Below are 20656 nucleotides of genomic sequence, written 5' to 3'. Positions count from 1 at the left end.
TACAGAGTCCTATTTTTTGGGGGATTAGCCCCTATTTAGACCCCCAAGAATGGGATAATTATCGTTTTGCTATCACCTAATTAATACGCATTTATGGCCGCATACAACACCGAAACCGTTTTGTCAGTTCACCACTGGAATGACACTCTTTTCAGCTTTACTACCACCCGCAATAAGGGCTTGCGCTTTCGCAGTGGCCACTTCTTGATGATCGGGCTTGAGGTTGAAGGTAAACCATTGGTGCGCGCTTATAGCGTTGCTAGCCCGAACTATGAAGAGCATCTTGAGTTCCTGAGTATTAAAGTTCAAGACGGTCCTTTGACTTCACGTTTACAGAAGATTCAAGTCGGCGATCCGATTCTTGTCAGCGAGAAGTCTGTAGGCACATTAGTACTAGATGATTTAAATCCAGGCAAGCATCTCTACCTGTTTAGTACTGGTACCGGCCTTGCTCCATTCATGAGCATCATCCGCGATCCAGAAACCTATGAGAAGTTTGAAAAAGTTGTTCTCATTCATGGCGTGCGTTTAGTAAGCGAGTTAGCTTATGAGAACTACATTAAAAATGAACTCACTCAAGATGAATACTTGGGCGAACTCATTCGCGAAAAACTCATCTATTACCCAACAGTGACACGCGAAGCATTTAAGCACACTGGACGCCTCACTACTGCAATTGAAACAGGTCAACTTTTCAAAGATATTGGCTTGCCACCACTCGATCCAGCAGTCGATCGCGCCATGATTTGCGGCAGCCCATCCATGCTCAAAGAAACCTCTGAAATGCTCGATGCCAAAGGCTTCAAAGTCTCGCCAAGCCTTGGTCAATTGGGTGACTACGTCTTTGAACGTGCTTTCGTAGAGAAGTAATCGGTTTATCCCTATATATCTAAAAGTCATTTAGATATCGCTATATATTCCTTGTGGATATATAGATGCCTTGGTAAATTCTCCTTAACGAGCTATTTACCAAGGAATTGCAATGTCACCAGTCAGAGAGCACTTCAATCCAGTTATCACCAATTTACTGCGTCAGCATGATCGCTTACCCCATGATCAGGTTGAAGAACGTAAAAGCTTTCAGCGTCAAATTTTGTTTCTCATGAACACAATCAAGCTCGAAGAATTCGAGCAATCATTTGCTTAAGCAGGGGAAGCAAATATCGTGATCCAATTTTTTATAGACTCTTCGCAATTTATCATTTCTGGTGCACTGGTTGGTCTACTTGTAGGCATGACCGGCGTTGGTGGTGGCTCATTAATGACCCCTTTGCTCACAATCATCTTTGGCGTAGCACCAACTACTGCAGTTGGAACTGATTTAGCTTTTGCCGCCATCACTAAAGGCTTTGGTACTGCTGCTCACAGACTTCATGGCAATGTTCGCTGGGATATTGTTCGCCTTCTTTGTATTGGTAGTCTTACCACTGCAATATTCTCCATTCTTGTCCTCAAGTATGTTGGTCCAGTTTCAAAGGACTTTAATCATTTGATTAGCATTTCGATTGGCATTTCTGTCTTGCTAACAGCGGCATCACTTTTGTTTAGGGCTAAGATTTTGAAATGGGTGCAAGACAACCCCAACTTTTTACCTAGCGGCACCAATTTAAAAATCGCGACCATTACTGTTGGTGCTGTGATTGGTGTACTTGTAACTGTTTCATCAATCGGGGCGGGTGCAATTGGTGCAACGCTTATTTTGGTTCTGTATCCATACCTTAAGCCTGCCCAAGTTGCTGGTACCGATATAGCCTATGCAGTACCGCTTACAGCTCTGGCTGGTGCGGGTCACTGGTGGCTTGGTAACGTGCACTTTGACTTGTTATTCGGTCTTTTGCTAGGTTCAGTACCTGCAATTTGGCTCGGCGCCAAGTTATCCAGCACCTTATCAGAACGTGCGACCAGGACCACTCTTGCGGCAACGTTATTTTTAGTCGGAATTAAATTAGTTACCTCATGATTGCTCCAGAATTTTGGTCAATTCCGCCAAGCACCCTTTCCGCCACAGAGCTTGCTGAGAAATCTGCCACCCTGAAGCAACGCTTAATAGATATTTCAGAGCGTTTTTCAGATATTCGCTTTGCAACTAGCTTAGCAGCGGAAGATATGGTGATTACCGATGCTATTACTAAGGCTGGCGCCGAGATTAAGTTATTTACATTAGCGACCGGTCGCCTGCATCAAGAGACTGTTGATATGGTCAAAACTACTGAAGATCATTACGGCGTATCCATTGAAAAAGTTTATCCGCAAGATAGTGATGTTCAAGTCTTTATTGATCAATATGGCATGAATGGTTTTTACGATGGTGAAGAGCCTAAAAAAGCTTGTTGTGGAGCGCGCAAGATTAAACCACTCAATGCTGCACTTCTTGGCGCCGATGCCTGGATTACCGGCCAGCGACGTGAGCAATCTACCACTCGTACTGAGCTTAATTTTGAAGAACTCGATGATGCACGAGACATAGCAAAGTTCAATCCTTTGTTTGACTGGAGTGAAGCTGACGTCTGGGCTTATATCAAACAAGAAAATGTTCCTATTCATCCATTACATCTCAAGGGCTATCCCAGCATTGGCTGCGAGCCCTGTACCCGTCAGGTGAAAAAGGGTGAAGACATCCGCGCTGGTCGCTGGTGGTGGCTGCAAAGCGATAGCAAAGAATGTGGCTTACACGTTAATAAATAATTCAATTTCATCATTAAAATTTAGCAGAAATTACTTTCAGAATGTCAGAACAAAAATTACTTGATGATCACTTAGATTGGCTTGAAGCTGAATCGATCTACATCATCCGCGAAGTGGTAGCGCAGTGCTCCAATCCAGCCATGCTTTTCTCTGGCGGTAAAGACTCTATTGTGATGTTTCACTTAGCGCGTAAGGCTTTCCAGTTTGGTGATCGTCCAGTGAAATTACCTTTCCCTATTTTGCATATTGATACCGGCCATAACTATCCAGAAGTGATCGCCTATCGTGATGCTGTAGTGGAAAAGACGGGCGTGAAGCTGATTGTGGGTCATGTTGAAGACTCGATCAAAAAAGGCACTGTACGTTTGCGTAAGGAAACGGATTCACGCAATGCTGCCCAAGCTGTGACTTTGCTAGAGGCGATTGCTGAGCATGAATTCGATGCCCTCATGGGTGGCGCCCGTCGTGACGAAGAGAAAGCCCGCGCAAAAGAGCGCATCTTCTCTTTCCGTGATGAATTTGGGCAATGGGACCCTAAAGCTCAGCGCCCTGAGCTCTGGAAGCTCTACAACGCACGTATCGCCAAAGGCGAAAATATGCGTGTATTCCCAATCTCGAACTGGACGGAGCTCGATATTTGGCAATACATTGCTCGCGAGAAACTAGAACTCCCAAGCATTTACTACACACACCAACGCGAAGTGGTAAAGAAAAATAATTTATTGGTTCCAGTAACTAACGTTACGCCAAAAGCGGCTGATGATATTAGCGAGGTCCTGAGCGTACGTTTCCGTACTGTAGGCGATATCAGCTGTACCTGCCCAGTACTTAGTACTGCATCAACTCCACTAGAGATCATTGCTGAAACCGCTATATCTGAAATCACTGAACGTGGCGCTACTCGCATGGATGATCAAACTAATGAGGCCTCTATGGAGCGCCGCAAGAAAGAAGGTTACTTCTGATGACTGCCAATCAAAATCAAAACGTCGTTCGCTTCATTACTGCTGGTAGCGTGGATGATGGCAAGAGTACTTTAATTGGGCGCTTGCTCTATGACACTAAATCTATTTTGGTGGATCAATTAGAGTCCCTCTCAAAGACTAAGCACGCTCGCGTTACCTCCTCTGATGCAGGCGTTGACTTGGCCCTCCTCACCGACGGGCTAGAGGCTGAGCGTGAGCAAGGCATCACCATTGATGTGGCTTATCGCTACTTCTCTACCCCAAAACGTAAGTTCATCGTAGCTGATGCCCCAGGTCATGAGCAGTACACCCGCAACTTGGTGACTGGCGCCTCTCAATCGGATGTGGCAGTGATCTTAGTGGATGCAACCCGCGTTGATCTCAACACCACTCCCGCAACTTTGCTAGCGCAAACAAAACGTCATGCCGCTATTGTGCATTTATTAGGCTTGCGTCATGTTGTATTTGCCGTTAATAAGATGGATCTATATGAGTTTGATGAAAAAGTATTTAATACCATCAAGACTTCCATTGAAGATCTCACCCAGAAGATTGGTCTACCTAAGCCAACTTTGATTCCAATCTCTGCATTGCTTGGTGCTAACGTAGTTACTGCAAGCAAAAATACTCCTTGGTACAAAGGCCCTACCCTGCTTGAGTGGTTAGAAAGTTTAGACACTAGCCCTGAGTCTGAAAAATTGGCGCTACGTTTCCCAGTGCAATATGTAGCCCGTCAAGATGGTAGCGCTTCTGATGACTTCCGCGGCTACCTTGGAGAAATCGAGTCGGGCAGCATTCGCAAGGGACAAAAGATTAAAGTATTGCCAGGTGGCTCTGAGGCAACGGTTGCTGAGATTTATTTGGGTAATCGCTCCAGTAGCAAGCAAACCAATGGCAATAATGCTGTTGAGTCGGCGCAAACTGGGCAAGCTGTTGCCATCCAACTATCTGAGGATATTGACATCTCACGCGGCTCTTTATTTATTAGCGCCGAGGATAGTCACCCTCCAATACTAAGCAAGCAACTTTCTGTAGATCTATGCTGGCTAGATAGTGAACCACTCTCATTGAGTCGTAAATATGCCTTGCGTCACACCACCAACACTGTTGGCGCGAAAGTGAAGGGCATTCAACAAGTACTAGATGTACAAACATTGTCTCAAGCAAGTGATGTAGGTGCCCTATCCACCAATGAAATCGGTCGCGTTGATTTCATCTTGCAAAAGCCGATTGTTGCTGACTTGTTTGATCAATCTCAGCGCACTGGAGCCTTTATCTTGATCGATGAAGCCACCAATCATACGGTCGCTGCAGGCATGATTCGTGAGGCAGTAGCGCAGTAGTCGATGGATTTAGACGAACTGACCCACAGCAATATTGATCACAACCCCACCAAGCACAAGCCACAGAAATAGAATAGCCGCCAGCTTCAATGGTCCTGTTCCTGCTTTGGCTATAGCAGAAATATGGGTAGTCAACCCAAGGGCACCCATAGCTAAGGCTAATAAAAAATTATCTAGATAGACAAGGCCAGTACGAACAGGCTGGCTAATGTAGCCTGTTGAATTAATTCCAATAGCAATCAAAAATAAGACTGCAAATACTGGAAAAAATTTACCGATAGACTTTCTTATACCGCCACTAGTCGCATCTCGGTTTGCAGAGGTTTTGTCTGCCTTTTCTGACAGGGATGCTAAGACTGAAACACCAATTAAAAATGGCGCTAACATCATGACGCGCACCATTTTAGCAATCACAGCGGTATTAGTAACATCATCACTAATCGCGTCTGCAGTTGCGACCACTTGAGCAACTTCATGAATAGTCGAGCCAATATAGATACCAAATTTTTCTGGACTGCAATACTCGACGTAATGAAGCAAGGCATAAGAATGGATAATTGGATAAATAAAAATCGCAACAGTTCCAAAAATCACGATAGTAGAGATCGCAACGGCAACACGTTCATTGCTCGCCTTCAGAATAGGTTGAGTCGCTAAGATTGCCGCCGCACCACAAATTGAACTGCCCGCACCAATTAAAACTGAAGTATCTCGGTCTAGTTTGAAATATCTCATACCTAGATATACCGCCAAGATAAATGTAGATATCAGCATGACCGCATCAATCACAATGCCGCCAATACCGACATCGCCAATATCTTGGAATGTTAGCCTGAAACCATACAAAATAATCCCTAAGCGCAGCACTTTTTGCTTGGAAAAGTTGATCCCAGAACCGCAATAAGAAATCAAAAATTTATAAATTGGCATGTTGCCAATCGCAATGCCAATCAAAATGGCTAGAGTAAGAATGCTTAAGCCATTTTTCCCCAATGAAGGGTACCTACTAGACATTTCTATAGCTACCAAAGCAACTATCGTTGCGAATAATATTCCTGGGATATTTTTAATAAATGACATTATTTGGGGCGCATTAAGACAATCAACTCGCAGGAATACTCGAGCCGGTCAGTATAAACAGCAATGTTTATTGGGGCGGAAAAACATAAGCCCCAAAAGAAAAGCCACCCCGAAGGATGGCTTAAAAGATTTTTTTGGAGGTACTACCTAAAGAATGAACAACAACTTCATCTTAGCCCCACCAGAAATCTCACTTTATTAGGTTTGCATGATTGTAGGCATAAATGCATTAATTTGGTGCATTAATGATTCTCTTTGGCATGATTGATTGAATATTTGGGGATTTCAATCACTAAATCCTGCTTTGCCACAATAGCTTGGCAAGACAAGCGGGACTGAGGATTTAAACCCCAAGCGCGATCAAGCATATCTTCCTCATTCTCATCAGGAGGATTGAGGCTTTGGAAACCCTCTTTCACAATAACGTGGCAGGTAGTACAAGCACACACCATATCGCATGCATGTTCAATTGGAATATCGTTTTCTAGTAAGGCCTCACAAATAGAAGTACCTGGCGCTACTTCAACAACTGCGCCTTCAGGACAATACTCACTATGCGGTAGTACGACGATTTGAGTCATGATTCTTTTCTATTTGTATTTAGTGTGAATTCGTTTTAGGTTTTTTGTTTTCTTAAATCTCAGCAACATTCTTGCCAGATAAAGCCTTCTGAATGCTGGCGTTCATACGCTTTTGTGCAAAATCGTCAGTAGCTTTAGCAGCATGATCAACTGCTTTACGAACTACTGCGCTATCTTTTTCTTCATTCAGTATCTTTTGCAATGCAGCCATCTCTCGATCAATGATTACCTGCTCTTCTACATTCAGTAGATTGCGATCGCTATCAAGGGCTGTTTGAACAGCATCAAGTAAACGCTGTGCATTAACCTGCTCTTCACGCAAAGACCTGGAAAGCAAATCTTCTTTTGCAGATGAAAAACCATCTTGCAGCATGCGAGTAATTTCTGCATCAGTTAGGCCATAAGAAGGCTTTATATCAATCGAGGCTTTGACGCCAGAGCCTTGCTCTGTGGCGCTTACAGACAGGAGGCCATCAGCATCCACCTGGAAGGTCACTCGAATACGCGCTGCACCTGCAGCCATAGCCGGAATACCACGCAACTCAAACTTACCTAAAGAGCGGCAGTCTTGTGCAAGCTCACGCTCACCCTGCACCACCTGGATAGCCAATGCAGTCTGACCATCTTTAAAGGTCGTAAAGTCCTGCGCTCTAGCAACTGGAATCGGTGTATTACGGGGGATGATTTTTTCTACCAAACCACCCATGGTTTCAAGGCCGAGAGATAGTGGAATGACATCCAATAAGAGCCACTCATCATCTTTGCTTTGATTGCCTGCCAATAAGTCAGCCTGCATCGCTGCACCCAGCGCAACCACTTGATCTGGATTTAAATTATTTAATGGCTGGGTGCCAAAGAGCTCGCCAACGGCACGTTGCACATTAGGCATGCGAGTTGAACCACCCACCATGACAACACCTTTTACGTCTTCAGCCTTAAGGCCGGCGTCACGCAAGGCTTTTTTACAAGCCATCAAAGTCTTGGCTACTAAATTCTGAGTAATCTCAAATAACTGTGCCTGACTCACTCCAACATTCACTACCGTGCCGTCCGCAAGAGTCTCATGTACTCGCGCCAGCGGATTATGACTTAACAACTCTTTAGCATGTTTACACGCCTGCAGGAGCGTTCGATGATCATGAATGGATAGTGGAGGAAGCTTTGCTTGTTCAATCACCCAGCAATACAAACGATGATCAAAGTCATCGCCACCCAAGGCAGAATCGCCACCCGTAGAAAGCACTTCAAAGACACCGCGACTCATACGAAGTATGGAGATATCAAAAGTACCGCCGCCTAAGTCATAGACTGCGTAGATACCTTCAGTGGCATTATCCAACCCATAAGCAATTGCAGCAGCAGTTGGCTCATTTAATAAACGTAGAACTTCAATGCCGGCTAACTTAGCGGCATCTTTTGTTGCCTGACGTTGTGCATCATCAAAGTATGCGGGGACGGTAATTACAGCGCCAACAATGTCATCAGAGACAGAATCTTCTGCAAGTTGACGTAAGCGCGCCAAGATTTCTGCGGAGACTTCAATTGGACTCTTGTCACCAGCCACCGTTCTGAGTTTGAGCATGCCAGGCTGATCAACAAAGTCGTAGGGAGCACTTTCAATATGCTCCACATCCAGTAATCCTCGACCCATAAAACGTTTCACGGAAACAATCGTATTCTTTGGATCAATCACTACACTCTCAAGCGCTTCAAATCCAGCTTGAGTTCTGCCATTCGGTAAATAACGAATGACAGATGGAAGCAACTCGCGCCCCTGGGCATCCGGCAACACCTTAGGTAGAGCATCACGCACAATAGCCACTAAAGAATTTGTTGTGCCCAAATCAATGCCCACGGCAAGACGGCGCTGATGGGGCGCTAGCGATTTACCGGGTTCGGAGATTTGTAATAAGGCCATAGGAAATAGAGTTTAGCTTGAGTGAGGCTAGATTAAGGCTGCAATGGTGTCATCAAGCTCAACAGCAAACTTATCAATGAAGAGTAAGCCGCGCAGTAATTCCGCTGCACGTTGATAATTTTTTGCCCCATCAATGGCCTGAGCAATTTCAGCCAGCGTATCAGCCTTTGATTCATCTACCTCAGTCATTAAGGATTCAAGTGCCGGCAAATCTTCCGCCTGCTCATCAAGACTTTCACGCCACTCCATCTGCCGCATCAAAAAAGCGGCAGGCATTGCAGTATTCGTTTCTAGCTTGGCATCAACGCCATGAAGATGGCAGATATAGAGGCCGCGCTGAATGGGGTTCTTTAGGGTCTGAAATGCAGTGTTTGCCAAAGTAGCCATTTGCATCGCCAAGCGTTGGTCTGTATCACTGCCTCGTGCATGGCGATCAGGATGCACTTCCTTCTGAATCGCAAGGTATGCCTGATCTAGAGCAGGCAAATCGATGTTGAATTGCTGATTTAGTCCAAAGAAGCGAAAGTAATCGTCAGACGCGGAAGGATTCGCCACAACCACACTCATCTTTTACGTTTGGATTTTGGAACTTAAACCCTTCGTTCAAACCCTCACGCACAAAGTCTAGCTCCGTACCATCTAGGTAAGCTAAACTTTTTGGATCTATAAATACCTTAACGCCATTAGACTCAAACACTTGGTCTTCAGCTGCGGGCTCATCAACATACTCCAGTTGATATGCCAAACCAGAGCAACCCGTAGTGCGAACACCCAAACGCAAGCCGCAACCCTTGCCGCGCTTTTCTAGATTGCGGTTTACGTGTGCAGCAGCTTTGTCGGTTAATGTAATGGCCATAGTTTTGACTTAGTATTTTTTGTTCTTTACTTCAACTTTTATTTCGTTGGGTGCTTTTCTTTGTAATCAGCTACTGCTGCCTTGATGGCGTCTTCAGCCAAGATAGAGCAGTGGATTTTTACTGGTGGCAAAGCCAACTCTTCAGCAATCAGTGAATTCTTGATCTCAAGCGCTTGATCCAAAGTCTTGCCCTTAACCCACTCAGTTACCAATGAAGATGAAGCAATCGCTGAACCACAGCCATACGTCTTGAACTTAGCGTCCTCGATTACACCCTGATCATTCACACGAATTTGCAACTTCATAACGTCGCCACAAGCAGGTGCGCCAACCATGCCGGTACCCACTGTGTCATCACCCTTTTCGAATGAGCCAACGTTACGGGGATTTTCGTAGTGGTCAATGACCTTTTCGCTATATGCCATGGTATTTCCTCTTTAATTTCTATGTATTAGTTTTAGTGTGCAGCCCATTGAATCGTGCTGATATCGATTCCATCTTTGTACATTTCCCAGAGCGGAGATAATTCACGCAACTTGGCAATCTTTTCTTTTACTAACTTGATAGTGAAGTCCACCTCTTCTTCAGTCGTAAAACGACCCAAGGTAAAACGAATCGAGCTATGTGCCAACTCATCATTGCGACCTAAGGCACGCAAAACATAAGAAGGTTCTAAAGAGGCGGAAGTACACGCTGAGCCCGATGAGATCGCTAAATCTTTCAGAGCCATCAACATGGATTCACCTTCAACATAGTTAAAACTAATGTTCAGGTTGTGTGGAACACGATGGTCCATGTCGCCATTGACGTAAACCTCTTCAATGTCTTTTAAACCATTCAATAAACGATCACGCAAAGCACGGATACGCTTGTTTTCTGTGGCCATATCGATGCGGGCAATACGGAATGCCTCACCCATGCCTACGATCTGGTGAACCGCCAGGGTGCCAGAGCGCATGCCGCGCTCATGACCACCGCCATGAATCTGCGCCTCAATACGAATACGTGGCTTACGACGAACAAACAAAGCGCCGATACCTTTAGGACCATAAGTCTTGTGAGCAGAAAAACTCATCAAATCGACTTTGACCTTTTCGAGATCAATCTCAACCTTGCCAGTTGCTTGTGCTGCATCCACATGGAAAATCACACCACGTGTACGACACAAGTCACCAATCGCTGGAATATCTTGGACAACACCGATTTCATTATTGACATACATCACTGAAGCCAAAATCGTGCCTGGCTTCATTGCCGCCTCTAATTGCGCGAAGTCAATCAAGCCATTCGGTAATACATCTAAATAAGTAACTTCATAACCTTCGCGCTCAAGTTCACGACAAGTATCTAGCGTTGCTTTGTGCTCAGTTTTTACAGTGATGATGTGATTGCCACGATCTTTGTAGAAATGGGCAGCGCCTTTCAAGGCCAAGTTAATACTTTCAGTAGCACCGCTAGTAAATACGATCTCTCTTGGATCGGCATGCACTAATTGAGCAACCTCAGAACGCGCCCACTCAACCGCCTCTTCTGCAGCCCAGCCATAAGCATGGCTTCGGGAAGCGGCATTGCCAAACTGCTCGCGCAAATAAGGCAACATTTTGTCAACCACGCGTGGATCAATCGGTGTAGTAGCCGAATAGTCCATGTACACAGGAAAGTGTTCAGGACTAAACATGGGAACCGGTTGTTGCGGCAAAGCTTGTGGTGCGTTCATGATCTACTTATATAGGTAATGTGGTTATTAACTCTGTCGCGCCAAATTAAATACTGAATTAATTAATGGCGCTTTAGGGGCTACTTCTTTTTTAGCTGCAAGCGCTGGAGCAGGTTTATCTGCTTTAGTGCTTTCAACTTTAATTTTCTTTTGGCGCATGTCTTGAATCACAATGCCGCGCCCTTCTTGTTGCTGAACCAGATCTTTCAAGCTTACTGAGCTGAGGTACTCAACCATTTTAGAGTTGAGATTGCTCCAAAGATCATGCGTCATACAGCGGCCATGATTTTCTTCATCGGTATGACAGTTACCTTTACCACCACATTGGGTTGCATCAAGAGGCTCGTCGACTGCAACAATGATGTCAGCAACACTCACTTCGGAGGATGGTCGCGCTAGGGTGTATCCACCGCCAGGTCCGCGAGTACTCTCCACGATATTGAAACGGCGTAATTTGCCGAACAATTGCTCAAGATAAGAGAGGGAAATCTTTTGTCTTTGGCTAATTCCGGCCAAAGTTACGGGACCATGCGTTTCACGCAGGGCTAAATCAATCATTGCGGTTACTGCAAAACGACCTTTGGTTGTAAGTCTCATATGTCACCTTGGTAATGGATTGTTATGGACAGCTAACAGTCGGGCGGGTAATACCCGACCATTCCACTCAACTTTACCATATTCCCCAGCAAATTGCTCGGGAATTATCCCAAAAAACCGCATTGTAAGTCAGGAATTAACTGATTAAACCCCTAGACGGCGTCCCTAGACCTAGCCCCAAAAGCCATTTCTTTCACCTTAGTAAGTCTATCCCGGGTGCTAGCAGCCTTTTCAAACTCTAAATTCTTGGCTTCAGCATTCATCTGCTTCTCCAGGCGCTTGATTTCAGCTGCTAGGTCCTTCTCGCCCATATCTTCATAGTGAGCCCGCTCCTGCTCGACCTGCATCTCCTGGCGCTTCTCTTTGACGTCATAGACACCATCAATAATGTCTTTGATGCGCTTTTTCACGCCCTTAGGCTCAATGCCATGAAGCTTATTGAAGGCGATTTGCTTGGTTCGCCGTCTTTCGGTCTCCCCCATGGCAAGGCGCATGGAGTTTGTAACCTTGTCGGCATACAAGATGGCTTTACCACGAACATTTCGAGCGGCGCGCCCAATGGTCTGAATCAAGCTGCGCTCGGAACGCAAGAAGCCCTCTTTATCAGCATCCAGAATGGCTACTAATGACACCTCCGGAATATCCAAACCTTCGCGCAACAAATTAATACCAACTAACACATCGAAAACACCCAAACGTAAGTCACGCAAAATTTCGACACGCTCCACTGTGTCGATATCTGAGTGAACGTAACGCACCTTCACACCGTTATCCGAAAGATAGTCGGTTAATTGTTCTGCCATACGCTTGGTCAATACAGTTACTAGAACTCGCTCATGCACTTTAACGCGCGCATGAATTTGATCGAGCAAATCATCAACCTGGGTACTTGCTGGTAAGACTTCAATCTCTGGATCGACCAATCCAGTTGGTCTGGCTACTTGTTCAACCACTTGACCTTGATGTGCTTTTTCATAATCAGCAGGTGTTGCAGAAACAAAAACGGTTTGACGCATCTTGGTTTCAAACTCGGTAAATTTCAACGGGCGGTTATCCATCGCTGAAGGCAAACGGAATCCAAATTCCACCAAAGTATGTTTACGAGATTTATCCCCGTTGTACATAGCATTCAGTTGCCCGATTAATACGTGACTCTCATCCAGGAACATCAAGGCATCGTTAGGAAGATAGTCCACCAGCGTAGGCGGCGCCTCGCCAGGAGCAGCTCCAGATAAGTGGCGAGAGTAGTTCTCAATCCCCTTACAGAAACCCAATTCATTGAGCATCTCTAGATCAAAACGCGTGCGCTGTTCAAGACGTTGCGCCTCAACTAATTTGCCATCTTTAACGAACTCATCCAAGCGAGTGCGTAATTCTGTTTTGATAGTTTCAATTGCTTTCAAAACAGTATCGCGTGGCGTAACGTAATGTGAACTTGGATATACAGTAAAACGTGGAATCTTCTGACGAATTTTTCCAGTCAGCGGATCAAAGAACTGCAAGCTCTCAATCACATCATCAAAGAGTTCGACGCGCACTGCTAACTCGTTATGCTCAGCAGGGAAAATATCAATCGTATCGCCACGCACTCTGAATACACCACGCTTGAAATCCGTTTCATTGCGGTCATACTGCATTGCAATGAGGCGCATCAAAATATCGCGCTGGCTCATCTTGTCACCCGGACGCAATGTCATCACCATACTGTGATAGTCGCCAGGATTACCAATACCGTAAATTGCCGATACAGTTGCAACGATGATGACGTCACGACGCTCTAACAAACTCTTTGTTGCGGACAAACGCATCTGTTCGATGTGCTCGTTGATGGAGGAGTCTTTTTCAATAAAGAGATCACGCTGAGGGACGTAGGCCTCCGGCTGGTAATAGTCGTAGTAGCTGACGAAGTACTCAACCGCGTTTTTCGGGAAAAACTCCCTAAATTCACTGTAAAGCTGAGCCGCTAAGGTCTTATTCGGGGCAAAAATGATGGCCGGACGGCCTGTTCTAGCGATGACATTGGCCATCGTGAAGGTCTTTCCAGACCCAGTCACCCCTAGAAGCGTCTGAAAGGTCAATCCATCCTCAACCCCTTCCACTAGGGCATCAATTGCCTGAGGCTGATCGCCTGCAGGGGCAAATGGTTGATAGAGGAAATAAGGGGAGTCCGGGAAGGTGACAAACTTAGCCGGATCGAGGTCGTGGCCAGCCTCGCCCAACGGATCTGCCGCCGGGCTTTTATTTACCGCTTTTACTTCAGAATTTGGACCAGTTTTAGGCAACTTAGGGGGCATCTCGGCTATCATTTCACCTGTGAGACTTCTTCACAGAGAATTTTGTACAAACAATGATTTTGCCGTTTTTCTTAGGAAATAGTTGATTCTGGCCTCAAAAACCATCAATTAAACTGAATTTAACGTCAACGACAAGCTTAACTACCCCCAATCACCCCCTAACTACCACTTTCGACCTCCAATGACCCTGTTTGCCTCAGTTCAATTAGCCCCTAAAGATCCTATTTTTGGCCTCACAGAAGCCTATGTTGCAGACCAGCGTGCTGACAAAGTGAATTTAGGTGTTGGCGTCTATTACACAGACGAAGGCAAGGTGCCACTTCTCAAAGCGGTCATGAAGGCAGAAGAGGCGATTGTTGCAAAGCACTCGCCACGTAGCTACATCCCAATCGAAGGCCCAAACCCATACAACAGTGCAGTGCAAAATTTATTGTTTGGTGCCGAGTCTGCACTTATTAAAGACGGCCGCGTCGTTACAGCCGAGTGTCTTGGTGGAACAGGTGCGTTACGTGTTGGTGCTGACTTTATTAAACGCTTGAACTTAAATGCACCCTGTGCGATTAGCAACCCTACCTGGGAAAACCACCGTGGTATTTTTGAATCCGCTGGCTTTGAAGTAGTTGAGTACACCTACTTCGACGGCAAAACACGTGGTGTTGATTTTGATGGCATGGTGAAATCTTTAGAGTCTTTCCCAAAGAACACGACTGTGTTGTTGCATGCTTGCTGCCACAACCCAACTGGCGCAGATATTACTGAGGCGCAATGGCGCCAAGTGATTGCTATCTGTAAGAACAAAGGCCTCATCCCCTTCCTGGATATGGCTTACCAAGGTTTTGCCGATGGGATTGAGCAAGACGGCATTGCAGTTCGCCTCTTTGCCGAATCAGGTATGTCTTTCTTTGTATCGAGCTCTTTCTCCAAATCATTCTCACTCTATGGAGAGCGTGTTGGTGCCTTATCTATCGTGACGCAAGACAAAGACGAATCTACTCGCGTGCTCTCACAATTAAAGCGCGTAATTCGCACAAACTATTCGAATCCCCCAACTCATGGCGCTGCAATTGCTGCTGCTGTTTTAAATTCACCAGAGTTACGTAAGCTCTGGGAAGATGAGTTGGCAGAAATGCGAGATCGCATTAAAGCCATGCGTCATGGTCTTGTTGAAAAACTCGCTGCTGCTGGTGTGAAGCAAGATTTTGCTTTTATCGAGAAGCAACGTGGAATGTTTTCTTACTCAGGCTTAACTGCTGAGCAAGTTGAGCGCTTACAGAAAGAGGATGGCATTTATGCCCTTTCTACTGGACGCATTTGTGTTGCGGCCCTCAATACCAAAAATATTGACAAAGTGGCCAAAGCAATCGCCCGCGTATTGGCTTAAATAAAGCGTAATAAGCGGATACACTGAATTACCGGAGGTACCATGCTATATCAGTTACACGAATTTCAAAAAGCCTTACTTCAACCAGTTAGTTCATGGGCACGCGCTGCTTCAGAAGCTTTTATCAATGCTTCCAATCCCGCGTCTAAGGTTCCGGGCTCGGATCGATTGGCTGCTAGTTATGAACTCCTATATCGCTTGGGTAAGGATTACAAAAAACCGGAATTTGGCATTCGCTCTGTAAAAGCACATGGTCACGAAGTTGCGATTCATGAAAGAACAGTCGTCTCAAAGCCTTTCTGTAATCTGATTCGTTTTAAGCGCTTTTCTGATGATGTAGAAACCATTAAGAGCCTCAAAGAAGATCCAACAGTTCTCGTAGTTGCTCCAATGTCTGGCCACCATGCCACTTTGTTGCGTGATACCGTACGCACCCTTTTGCAAGACCACAAGGTTTACATTACTGATTGGATTGATGCACGTCTGGTGCCTGTAGAGGATGGTGAGTTTGGTCTTGATGACTATGTTCATTATGTCCAAGAATTCATTCGCACTATTGGCGCAAAAGATTTACATGTGATTTCAGTTTGCCAACCTACTGTTCCTACATTAGGCGCAATCTCCTTGATGGCCTCTGCTGGCGAAGCAACTCCAGCATCCATGATCATGATGGGTGGCCCTATTGATGCGCGCAAATCACCGACTGCAGTAAATAACTTAGCTGATCAGAAGTCTTTTGAGTGGTTTGAGAGTCACGTGATTTATAACGTACCACCAAATTACCCAGGCGCTGGTCGTCGTGTATACCCCGGCTTCTTGCAGCACACTGGCTTTATTGCCATGAATCCACAAAACCACTTACAGTCACACTGGGATTACTTCCAAAACCTAGTTCGCGGCGATGAGCAGGATGCTGAATCACATATCCGCTTCTACGATGAGTACAACGCGGTACTGGATTTGGACTCTAAGTTCTATCTCGATACTATCAAGACTGTCTTCCAAGACTATTCATTGCCTAACGGTACTTGGGAGGTTGCTGGTGAACTCGTCAAACCTCAAGATATCAAAAAGACTGCTTTGCTGACTATTGAGGGTGAGCTAGATGATATCTCCGGAAGTGGTCAAACACGTTCAGCACATGGTTTATGTGCCGGCATCTCAAAAGAGAACAAAGATCACTATGAGGTTGCTGGTGCTGGTCACTACGGCATATTTGCTGGCCGTCGTTGGCGCGAGAAGGTGTACCCAAAGATTAAGACGTTTATTCGTGAGCATCAAAATACGAAGAAAACAGCTACCCGGACTACCAAGTCTGCATAAATTAAGGGCTCTTCGGAGCCTTTAATTTTTAAGAAGATCAGCACTTCAATGAGTCAAACAAAAACCCTCATCGATCAACTTGAGGATATTCTTCCGCAAACGCAATGTACTAAATGCGGTTACCCAGATTGTCGTGGGTATGCCCAGGCCATGGCCTCTGGAGATGTGCCGCCCAATCGCTGCCCCCCAGGCGGAGTTGAGGGCATTCAGCGCCTGAGCAAGGTCCTAATGCCCATTTATCCGCAGGATGCCTTCGATCTCCATCCAACCATTGATCCAGAGTGCGGAGTTGAGCGTCCTAGGCCAGTTGCTTTTATTGATCCTCAAAAGTGCATTGGCTGCACTTTATGTATTCAGGCGTGTCCTGTTGATGCAATCGTTGGGGCCTCCAAACAAATGCACGTAGTGCTGACGGAGTGGTGCACTGGTTGCGACCTTTGCATTCCGCCATGCCCAGTCGACTGCATTAGCATGATCGACGTTACTGGGAATCAAACCGGCTGGGACGCCTGGTCTCAAGAGCTGGCTGATATTTCTCGTCAGCGCTATCACGACCGCGAACAGCGTCTTGATAGAGAGCAAAAGGATAACGATGATCGCTTGGCTAAAAAAGCTGCTGCAAAATTATCCGCAGTGAATGCAGAAAATCCTTCCTCTGTAGACGAATTAAAAGAACAAGAACGTAAGCGCGCCATTATTGCTGCCGCTATCGCACGAGCCCAACAAAAGAAATGATGAACCCAGAAAAGCGTCGTGCTTTTTTTGAGCAGCTCAAAGCCAATAACCCCAAGCCAGAAACTGAGCTGGAATATAACTCGCCATTTGAGTTATTAATTGCAGTACTACTATCTGCGCAAGCAACAGACATATCCGTTAACAAAGGGACACGTGAGCTATATAAAGTAGCTAATACCCCGCAAGCACTTCTGGATCTTGGAGAAGAAGGGGTTAGGCCCTATATTCAACATATTGGCTTATTCAACTCCAAAGGCAAACATATTCAAGAGACTTGTCGACTTCTCCTTGAAAAACATGGCGGTGAAGTTCCTCAAACCCGTGAAGAATTAGAAGCATTGCCAGGTGTCGGCAGAAAAACTGCGAACGTCATCCTTAATACCGCCTTTGGACAAATCGCTATGGCTGTTGATACTCACATCTTTAGGGTGTCTAACCGCACTGGCTTAGCACCTGGCAAAGATGTGGTGAAAGTGGAAGAGCAATTACTTAAGCGTGTACCAAAAGAATATCTATTGGATGCACATCACTGGCTTATTCTGCACGGTCGATATACTTGTAAAGCACGTAACCCAGATTGCGCGCAATGCATCGTGGAGCCTCTATGCGGCTTCAAACAAAAAACTGGCAAAGGGAAAGTTCGTGGCGATATTTAATCCAACCCGTGAAGAAGTGAGGCGCTTTTTCTGCGATACCTGGAAAAAGAAGACCGAGAATCAGATTCTTGATCCGATGGAGACGCTTGCAAGCGATTGGATGGTTGAGCACCCTGAATATCATGACTTACTCGCCGATCCAGAAGGCGCTCTAGGACAGGACTACACACCAGAGCGCGGTGAAACCAATCCTTTCTTGCATCTGTCGATGCATCTGTCGATTAGTGAGCAGATCTCAATCAATCAGCCACCTGGGATTAAAGAGATTGCAGACAAGCTCTCGCAAAAGCTAGGCTCAATGCATGAGGCACAGCACGTCATGATGGAATGTCTGGGGCAAGTGATGTGGGAAGCACAGCGTGAAGGTCAGCCACTCAATCCAGATAAGTATCTCGAAGCTTTGAAAAAACTGGGGTAGGTAGATTTAAAGACTGCTAGCGGTATTGAATGGATTCAAAATGAAAGCCGCCTCAAGACGGCCTTCATAATTGTTAGCGAATCACATCTTAACGATATGCCAAGCCCCATTTAAATAGTTATCGCCATTACGATCATCGGGCTTTTTGTCCATGATAAAGAAATACAAAGGCTTACCTTTATAGGCAAACTGTTGCTTACCGTCATCGCGCGTAATAATTGAGTAGTCCCAATAAGATGTGGCATTTTTATCCACCAATAATGGAGGCCAGTTAATCGCGCAATCTCCATTACAGGTTGATTTGCCTGATCCTGCTTGATCCTGCTTGATCCTTATCAAAGGTATACAAAGTCATATTGCTAGTGCTAACTAAAATACCATTATTAGTTTTAACGATACTTTGACTAGGAGACATTGAAACGCATGCCGCCAAAGTAAAGCATACCAATGATCCAAGTCCGAATTTTTTAATCATATTCATATCAATTCCTTTTTATGAAACCCCAAAACTTAATAAAACATCAAAGATGGGGCTTAATTCATCAATTAAATAATGCACTTACAGCTTGCGCTTTAAGTCTTGCAAGGTTTCAGCGTATTCCTTAATGAATCAATTTCATGTTCGCTATCAGACATATGGAATAAGAAATGAATCTTCGTGAAGGCGTTACAAACAGGATTGATGATTTTGTAACGCAAGCAAAGAGGTCGTCCGATGATCTGAAAAAGTTATCGCATGTGGGCGCGATAACAAGAGAGTGAATCTCTAACAGTTCATTACCAAGGCAATGTCGGTAGTACTGGCTTTAATCCTGCTTTTTGTATCGTTGGGGCCGCCTTGGCTGAAGCCAAGAACGCAATTAAATCTTTTGATGCAGTTAAATTCTGAACATTGCTCGTAATACCTGCAGAAAACAGCACCGTCTTTTGCGCTTCCGGAGGCAACTCACCAATAAAGTCTACGCCAGGGATAGGTAGTAGCTCGCTAACTTGCTGAAAGCCCAAATCGGCTTCTCCTCTAGCTACAACTGATGCCACTCTTTCACTATAAATTTTTCTTGCAGTTTTATCCATCTGCTCTGAAATTCCCATTTTTGGGAATAGCTCTGTTGATAAATACACGCCGCTAGCGCTTGCCGAATAAGCAACTGACTTTGCATTTAATAAGGCCGATTTCAATCCACTCATCGTACTAATATCGGGTTTTGGCGCGCCCGCCTTCACTACTGCGCCCATTACTGAAGCCACTAAATCAACTCGTGTTCCCGATTGCACTACGCCGCTCTTAATAAAGCCATCTAAAGCAGGTGAAGCCAAAATGAGGACATCAAACTGCTCGCCCTTTGTTAATCTTGAAGGAATGGAATCAGGTGCAGCCCCCATCGAGGAGCCATAAGAAATGATGACTTTATTGGGGGATTGTTTTTCATATACAGGCACTAAGTCCTTTAACGCCTCAGCAAAAGCACCAGAGGTAATAACTTGAATATCTGCCGCATATACCGAACCAAGGCATAAAGCATTGAATACAAATATTAAAGAAGCTACTAATAACTTGCGCATATGAACCCTAGGATAAATTAGCAATTACAGACTTAATGGCTGCTGGTAATTCTTGGGCTTTTTCTCTTCTAGCCTTTAATACAGCAGCTTGCGTTTCTTGAGCCCTCTTGGACCAAGCAGAGCCTGGAAAGAAAGCGTCATCCTTAAATCTTGGGATGACATGCCAGTGAATATGGGGAACCATATTGCCTAAGGCGGCAATATTCACCTTATCTGGATGCATGACGTGGCGTATAGCTTCTTCAACAGCAAACACCAAGGTCATTAGATGGTCTCGTTCCCCATGGCTTAGATCGGTCATTTCGGCTACGTGCCGATTCCAAACCACTCTACAGAAACCAGGCAGATCCTGGTCGTTAACAAGGATGACACGACAGTCATCCCCGCGCCAAATAAGCTGCCCTTCTTCGGGCTTAAGTTCGTCTTTACAAAGTACGCAATTAGTCATGGAAAGAATGTAAACGAAAACGGCACCTAAGTCACCCTTGTGGGGTTATTTAGGTGCCGCGGCAGTATGGGCGCATTATTACTGCGCTGCTACTAC

Annotated in this window: 23 protein-coding genes; 11 read left to right on the top strand and 12 right to left on the bottom strand. The window is 45.3% G+C overall.

Translation table 11 applies throughout. The features are described 5' to 3' along the window. Positions 1-93: 93 nt before the first annotated feature. The 6 genes from AOC21_RS02505 to AOC21_RS02480 all read left to right on the top strand — a co-directional run bounded on the left by AOC21_RS02505 (position 94) and on the right by AOC21_RS02480 (position 4993). Positions 94-870, top strand: a complete 777-nt coding sequence (locus tag AOC21_RS02505) for a ferredoxin--NADP reductase (RefSeq protein WP_215392226.1) — start codon at positions 94-96, stop codon at positions 868-870. Between the two features lie 112 nt (positions 871-982). Next, complete coding sequence (locus AOC21_RS02500) at positions 983-1147, top strand: hypothetical protein (RefSeq protein ID WP_215392823.1); 165 nt, start codon at positions 983-985, stop codon at positions 1145-1147. 18 nt (positions 1148-1165) lie between these two features. Beyond that, positions 1166-1960: a sulfite exporter TauE/SafE family protein gene (locus tag AOC21_RS02495; RefSeq protein WP_215392225.1), complete on the top strand. Its 795-nt coding sequence runs from the start codon at positions 1166-1168 to the stop codon at positions 1958-1960. Then, complete coding sequence (locus AOC21_RS02490) at positions 1957-2685, top strand: phosphoadenylyl-sulfate reductase (RefSeq protein WP_215392224.1); 729 nt, start codon at positions 1957-1959, stop codon at positions 2683-2685. The genes AOC21_RS02495 and AOC21_RS02490 overlap by 4 nt, the downstream gene beginning before the upstream one ends. Before the next feature lie 41 nt (positions 2686-2726). After that, positions 2727-3650, top strand: a complete 924-nt coding sequence (gene cysD, locus AOC21_RS02485; protein WP_215392223.1) for a sulfate adenylyltransferase subunit CysD — start codon at positions 2727-2729, stop codon at positions 3648-3650. After that, positions 3650-4993, top strand: coding sequence for a sulfate adenylyltransferase subunit 1 (locus tag AOC21_RS02480; protein WP_215392222.1), 1344 nt, complete (start codon positions 3650-3652; stop codon positions 4991-4993). Before cysD ends, AOC21_RS02480 begins: the two co-directional genes overlap by 1 nt. A gap of 9 nt (positions 4994-5002) precedes the next feature. Here the strand turns inward: AOC21_RS02480 and AOC21_RS02475 are convergent, their stop codons facing one another. The 9 genes from AOC21_RS02475 to uvrB all read right to left on the bottom strand — a co-directional run bounded on the left by AOC21_RS02475 (position 5003) and on the right by uvrB (position 14048). Further along, on the bottom strand, positions 5003-6073 hold the full coding sequence (locus tag AOC21_RS02475; protein ID WP_215392221.1) for a YeiH family protein: 1071 nt from the start codon (positions 6071-6073) through the stop codon (positions 5003-5005). Positions 6074-6315: 242 nt separating this feature from the next. Continuing rightward, on the bottom strand, positions 6316-6654 hold the full coding sequence (fdx, locus tag AOC21_RS02470; RefSeq protein ID WP_215348652.1) for an ISC system 2Fe-2S type ferredoxin: 339 nt from the start codon (positions 6652-6654) through the stop codon (positions 6316-6318). 52 nt (positions 6655-6706) lie between these two features. After that, the gene (gene hscA, locus AOC21_RS02465; protein WP_215392220.1) at positions 6707-8572 is read right to left on the bottom strand and encodes a Fe-S protein assembly chaperone HscA; all 1866 of its coding nucleotides are present in this window, start codon (positions 8570-8572) and stop codon (positions 6707-6709) included. 27 nt (positions 8573-8599) lie between these two features. Then, positions 8600-9127, bottom strand: a complete 528-nt coding sequence (gene hscB / locus AOC21_RS02460; RefSeq protein WP_371817796.1) for a Fe-S protein assembly co-chaperone HscB — start codon at positions 9125-9127, stop codon at positions 8600-8602. After that, the gene (iscA, locus tag AOC21_RS02455; RefSeq protein ID WP_072583082.1) at positions 9105-9428 is read right to left on the bottom strand and encodes an iron-sulfur cluster assembly protein IscA; all 324 of its coding nucleotides are present in this window, start codon (positions 9426-9428) and stop codon (positions 9105-9107) included. Before iscA ends, hscB begins: the two co-directional genes overlap by 23 nt. 38 nt (positions 9429-9466) lie before the next feature. Further along, complete coding sequence (gene iscU, locus AOC21_RS02450; RefSeq protein ID WP_215392218.1) at positions 9467-9853, bottom strand: Fe-S cluster assembly scaffold IscU; 387 nt, start codon at positions 9851-9853, stop codon at positions 9467-9469. A 32-nt stretch (positions 9854-9885) separates the two neighbouring features. Then, the gene (locus tag AOC21_RS02445) at positions 9886-11145 is read right to left on the bottom strand and encodes an IscS subfamily cysteine desulfurase (protein WP_215392217.1); all 1260 of its coding nucleotides are present in this window, start codon (positions 11143-11145) and stop codon (positions 9886-9888) included. Positions 11146-11172: 27 nt separating this feature from the next. Next, positions 11173-11742, bottom strand: coding sequence for a Fe-S cluster assembly transcription factor (locus AOC21_RS02440; RefSeq protein WP_215392216.1), 570 nt, complete (start codon positions 11740-11742; stop codon positions 11173-11175). Between the two features lie 152 nt (positions 11743-11894). Then, positions 11895-14048 (bottom strand): excinuclease ABC subunit UvrB, encoded by a 2154-nt coding sequence (uvrB, locus tag AOC21_RS02435; RefSeq protein WP_251371552.1) that lies wholly within the window; start codon positions 14046-14048, stop codon positions 11895-11897. A 169-nt stretch (positions 14049-14217) separates the two neighbouring features. On the opposite strand from uvrB, the gene AOC21_RS02430 reads away from it, so the two are divergent. Genes AOC21_RS02430 through AOC21_RS02410 form a run of 5 tightly spaced genes read left to right on the top strand, consistent with a single transcriptional unit; the run spans position 14218 to position 18549 of the window. Beyond that, positions 14218-15417 (top strand): amino acid aminotransferase, encoded by a 1200-nt coding sequence (locus tag AOC21_RS02430; protein WP_215392215.1) that lies wholly within the window; start codon positions 14218-14220, stop codon positions 15415-15417. A 42-nt stretch (positions 15418-15459) separates the two neighbouring features. After that, positions 15460-16740 carry a polyhydroxyalkanoate depolymerase gene (locus tag AOC21_RS02425; protein ID WP_215392214.1) on the top strand — a complete coding sequence of 427 codons (1281 nt, stop codon included), beginning with the start codon at positions 15460-15462 and terminating at the stop codon, positions 16738-16740. 48 nt (positions 16741-16788) lie between these two features. Next, a complete protein-coding gene (rsxB, locus tag AOC21_RS02420) occupies positions 16789-17475 on the top strand; it encodes an electron transport complex subunit RsxB (protein WP_215392213.1) in 687 nt (228 codons plus the stop codon). Further along, the gene (gene nth, locus AOC21_RS02415; RefSeq protein WP_215392728.1) at positions 17475-18131 is read left to right on the top strand and encodes an endonuclease III; all 657 of its coding nucleotides are present in this window, start codon (positions 17475-17477) and stop codon (positions 18129-18131) included. The genes rsxB and nth overlap by 1 nt, the downstream gene beginning before the upstream one ends. Further along, positions 18118-18549, top strand: coding sequence for a DUF1841 family protein (locus AOC21_RS02410; RefSeq protein WP_215392212.1), 432 nt, complete (start codon positions 18118-18120; stop codon positions 18547-18549). The genes nth and AOC21_RS02410 overlap by 14 nt, the downstream gene beginning before the upstream one ends. An 81-nt stretch (positions 18550-18630) precedes the next feature. On the opposite strand, the gene AOC21_RS02405 is transcribed toward AOC21_RS02410, so the two are convergent. The 3 genes from AOC21_RS02405 to AOC21_RS02395 all read right to left on the bottom strand — a co-directional run bounded on the left by AOC21_RS02405 (position 18631) and on the right by AOC21_RS02395 (position 20560). Then, complete coding sequence (locus AOC21_RS02405) at positions 18631-18888, bottom strand: hypothetical protein (RefSeq protein ID WP_371817795.1); 258 nt, start codon at positions 18886-18888, stop codon at positions 18631-18633. A 438-nt stretch (positions 18889-19326) separates the two neighbouring features. Further along, complete coding sequence (locus tag AOC21_RS02400; RefSeq protein ID WP_215392211.1) at positions 19327-20112, bottom strand: substrate-binding domain-containing protein; 786 nt, start codon at positions 20110-20112, stop codon at positions 19327-19329. A 7-nt stretch (positions 20113-20119) separates the two neighbouring features. Beyond that, positions 20120-20560 carry an HIT family protein gene (locus AOC21_RS02395; RefSeq protein WP_215392210.1) on the bottom strand — a complete coding sequence of 147 codons (441 nt, stop codon included), beginning with the start codon at positions 20558-20560 and terminating at the stop codon, positions 20120-20122. Positions 20561-20656: the final 96 nt, after the last annotated feature.

Source organism: Polynucleobacter sp. VK25 (assembly GCF_018687355.1).
GTDB lineage: Bacteria > Pseudomonadota > Gammaproteobacteria > Burkholderiales > Burkholderiaceae > Polynucleobacter.
The sequence above is the reverse complement of the archived record's forward strand: the minus strand, read 5'-3'. Positions and strand labels throughout refer to the sequence as shown.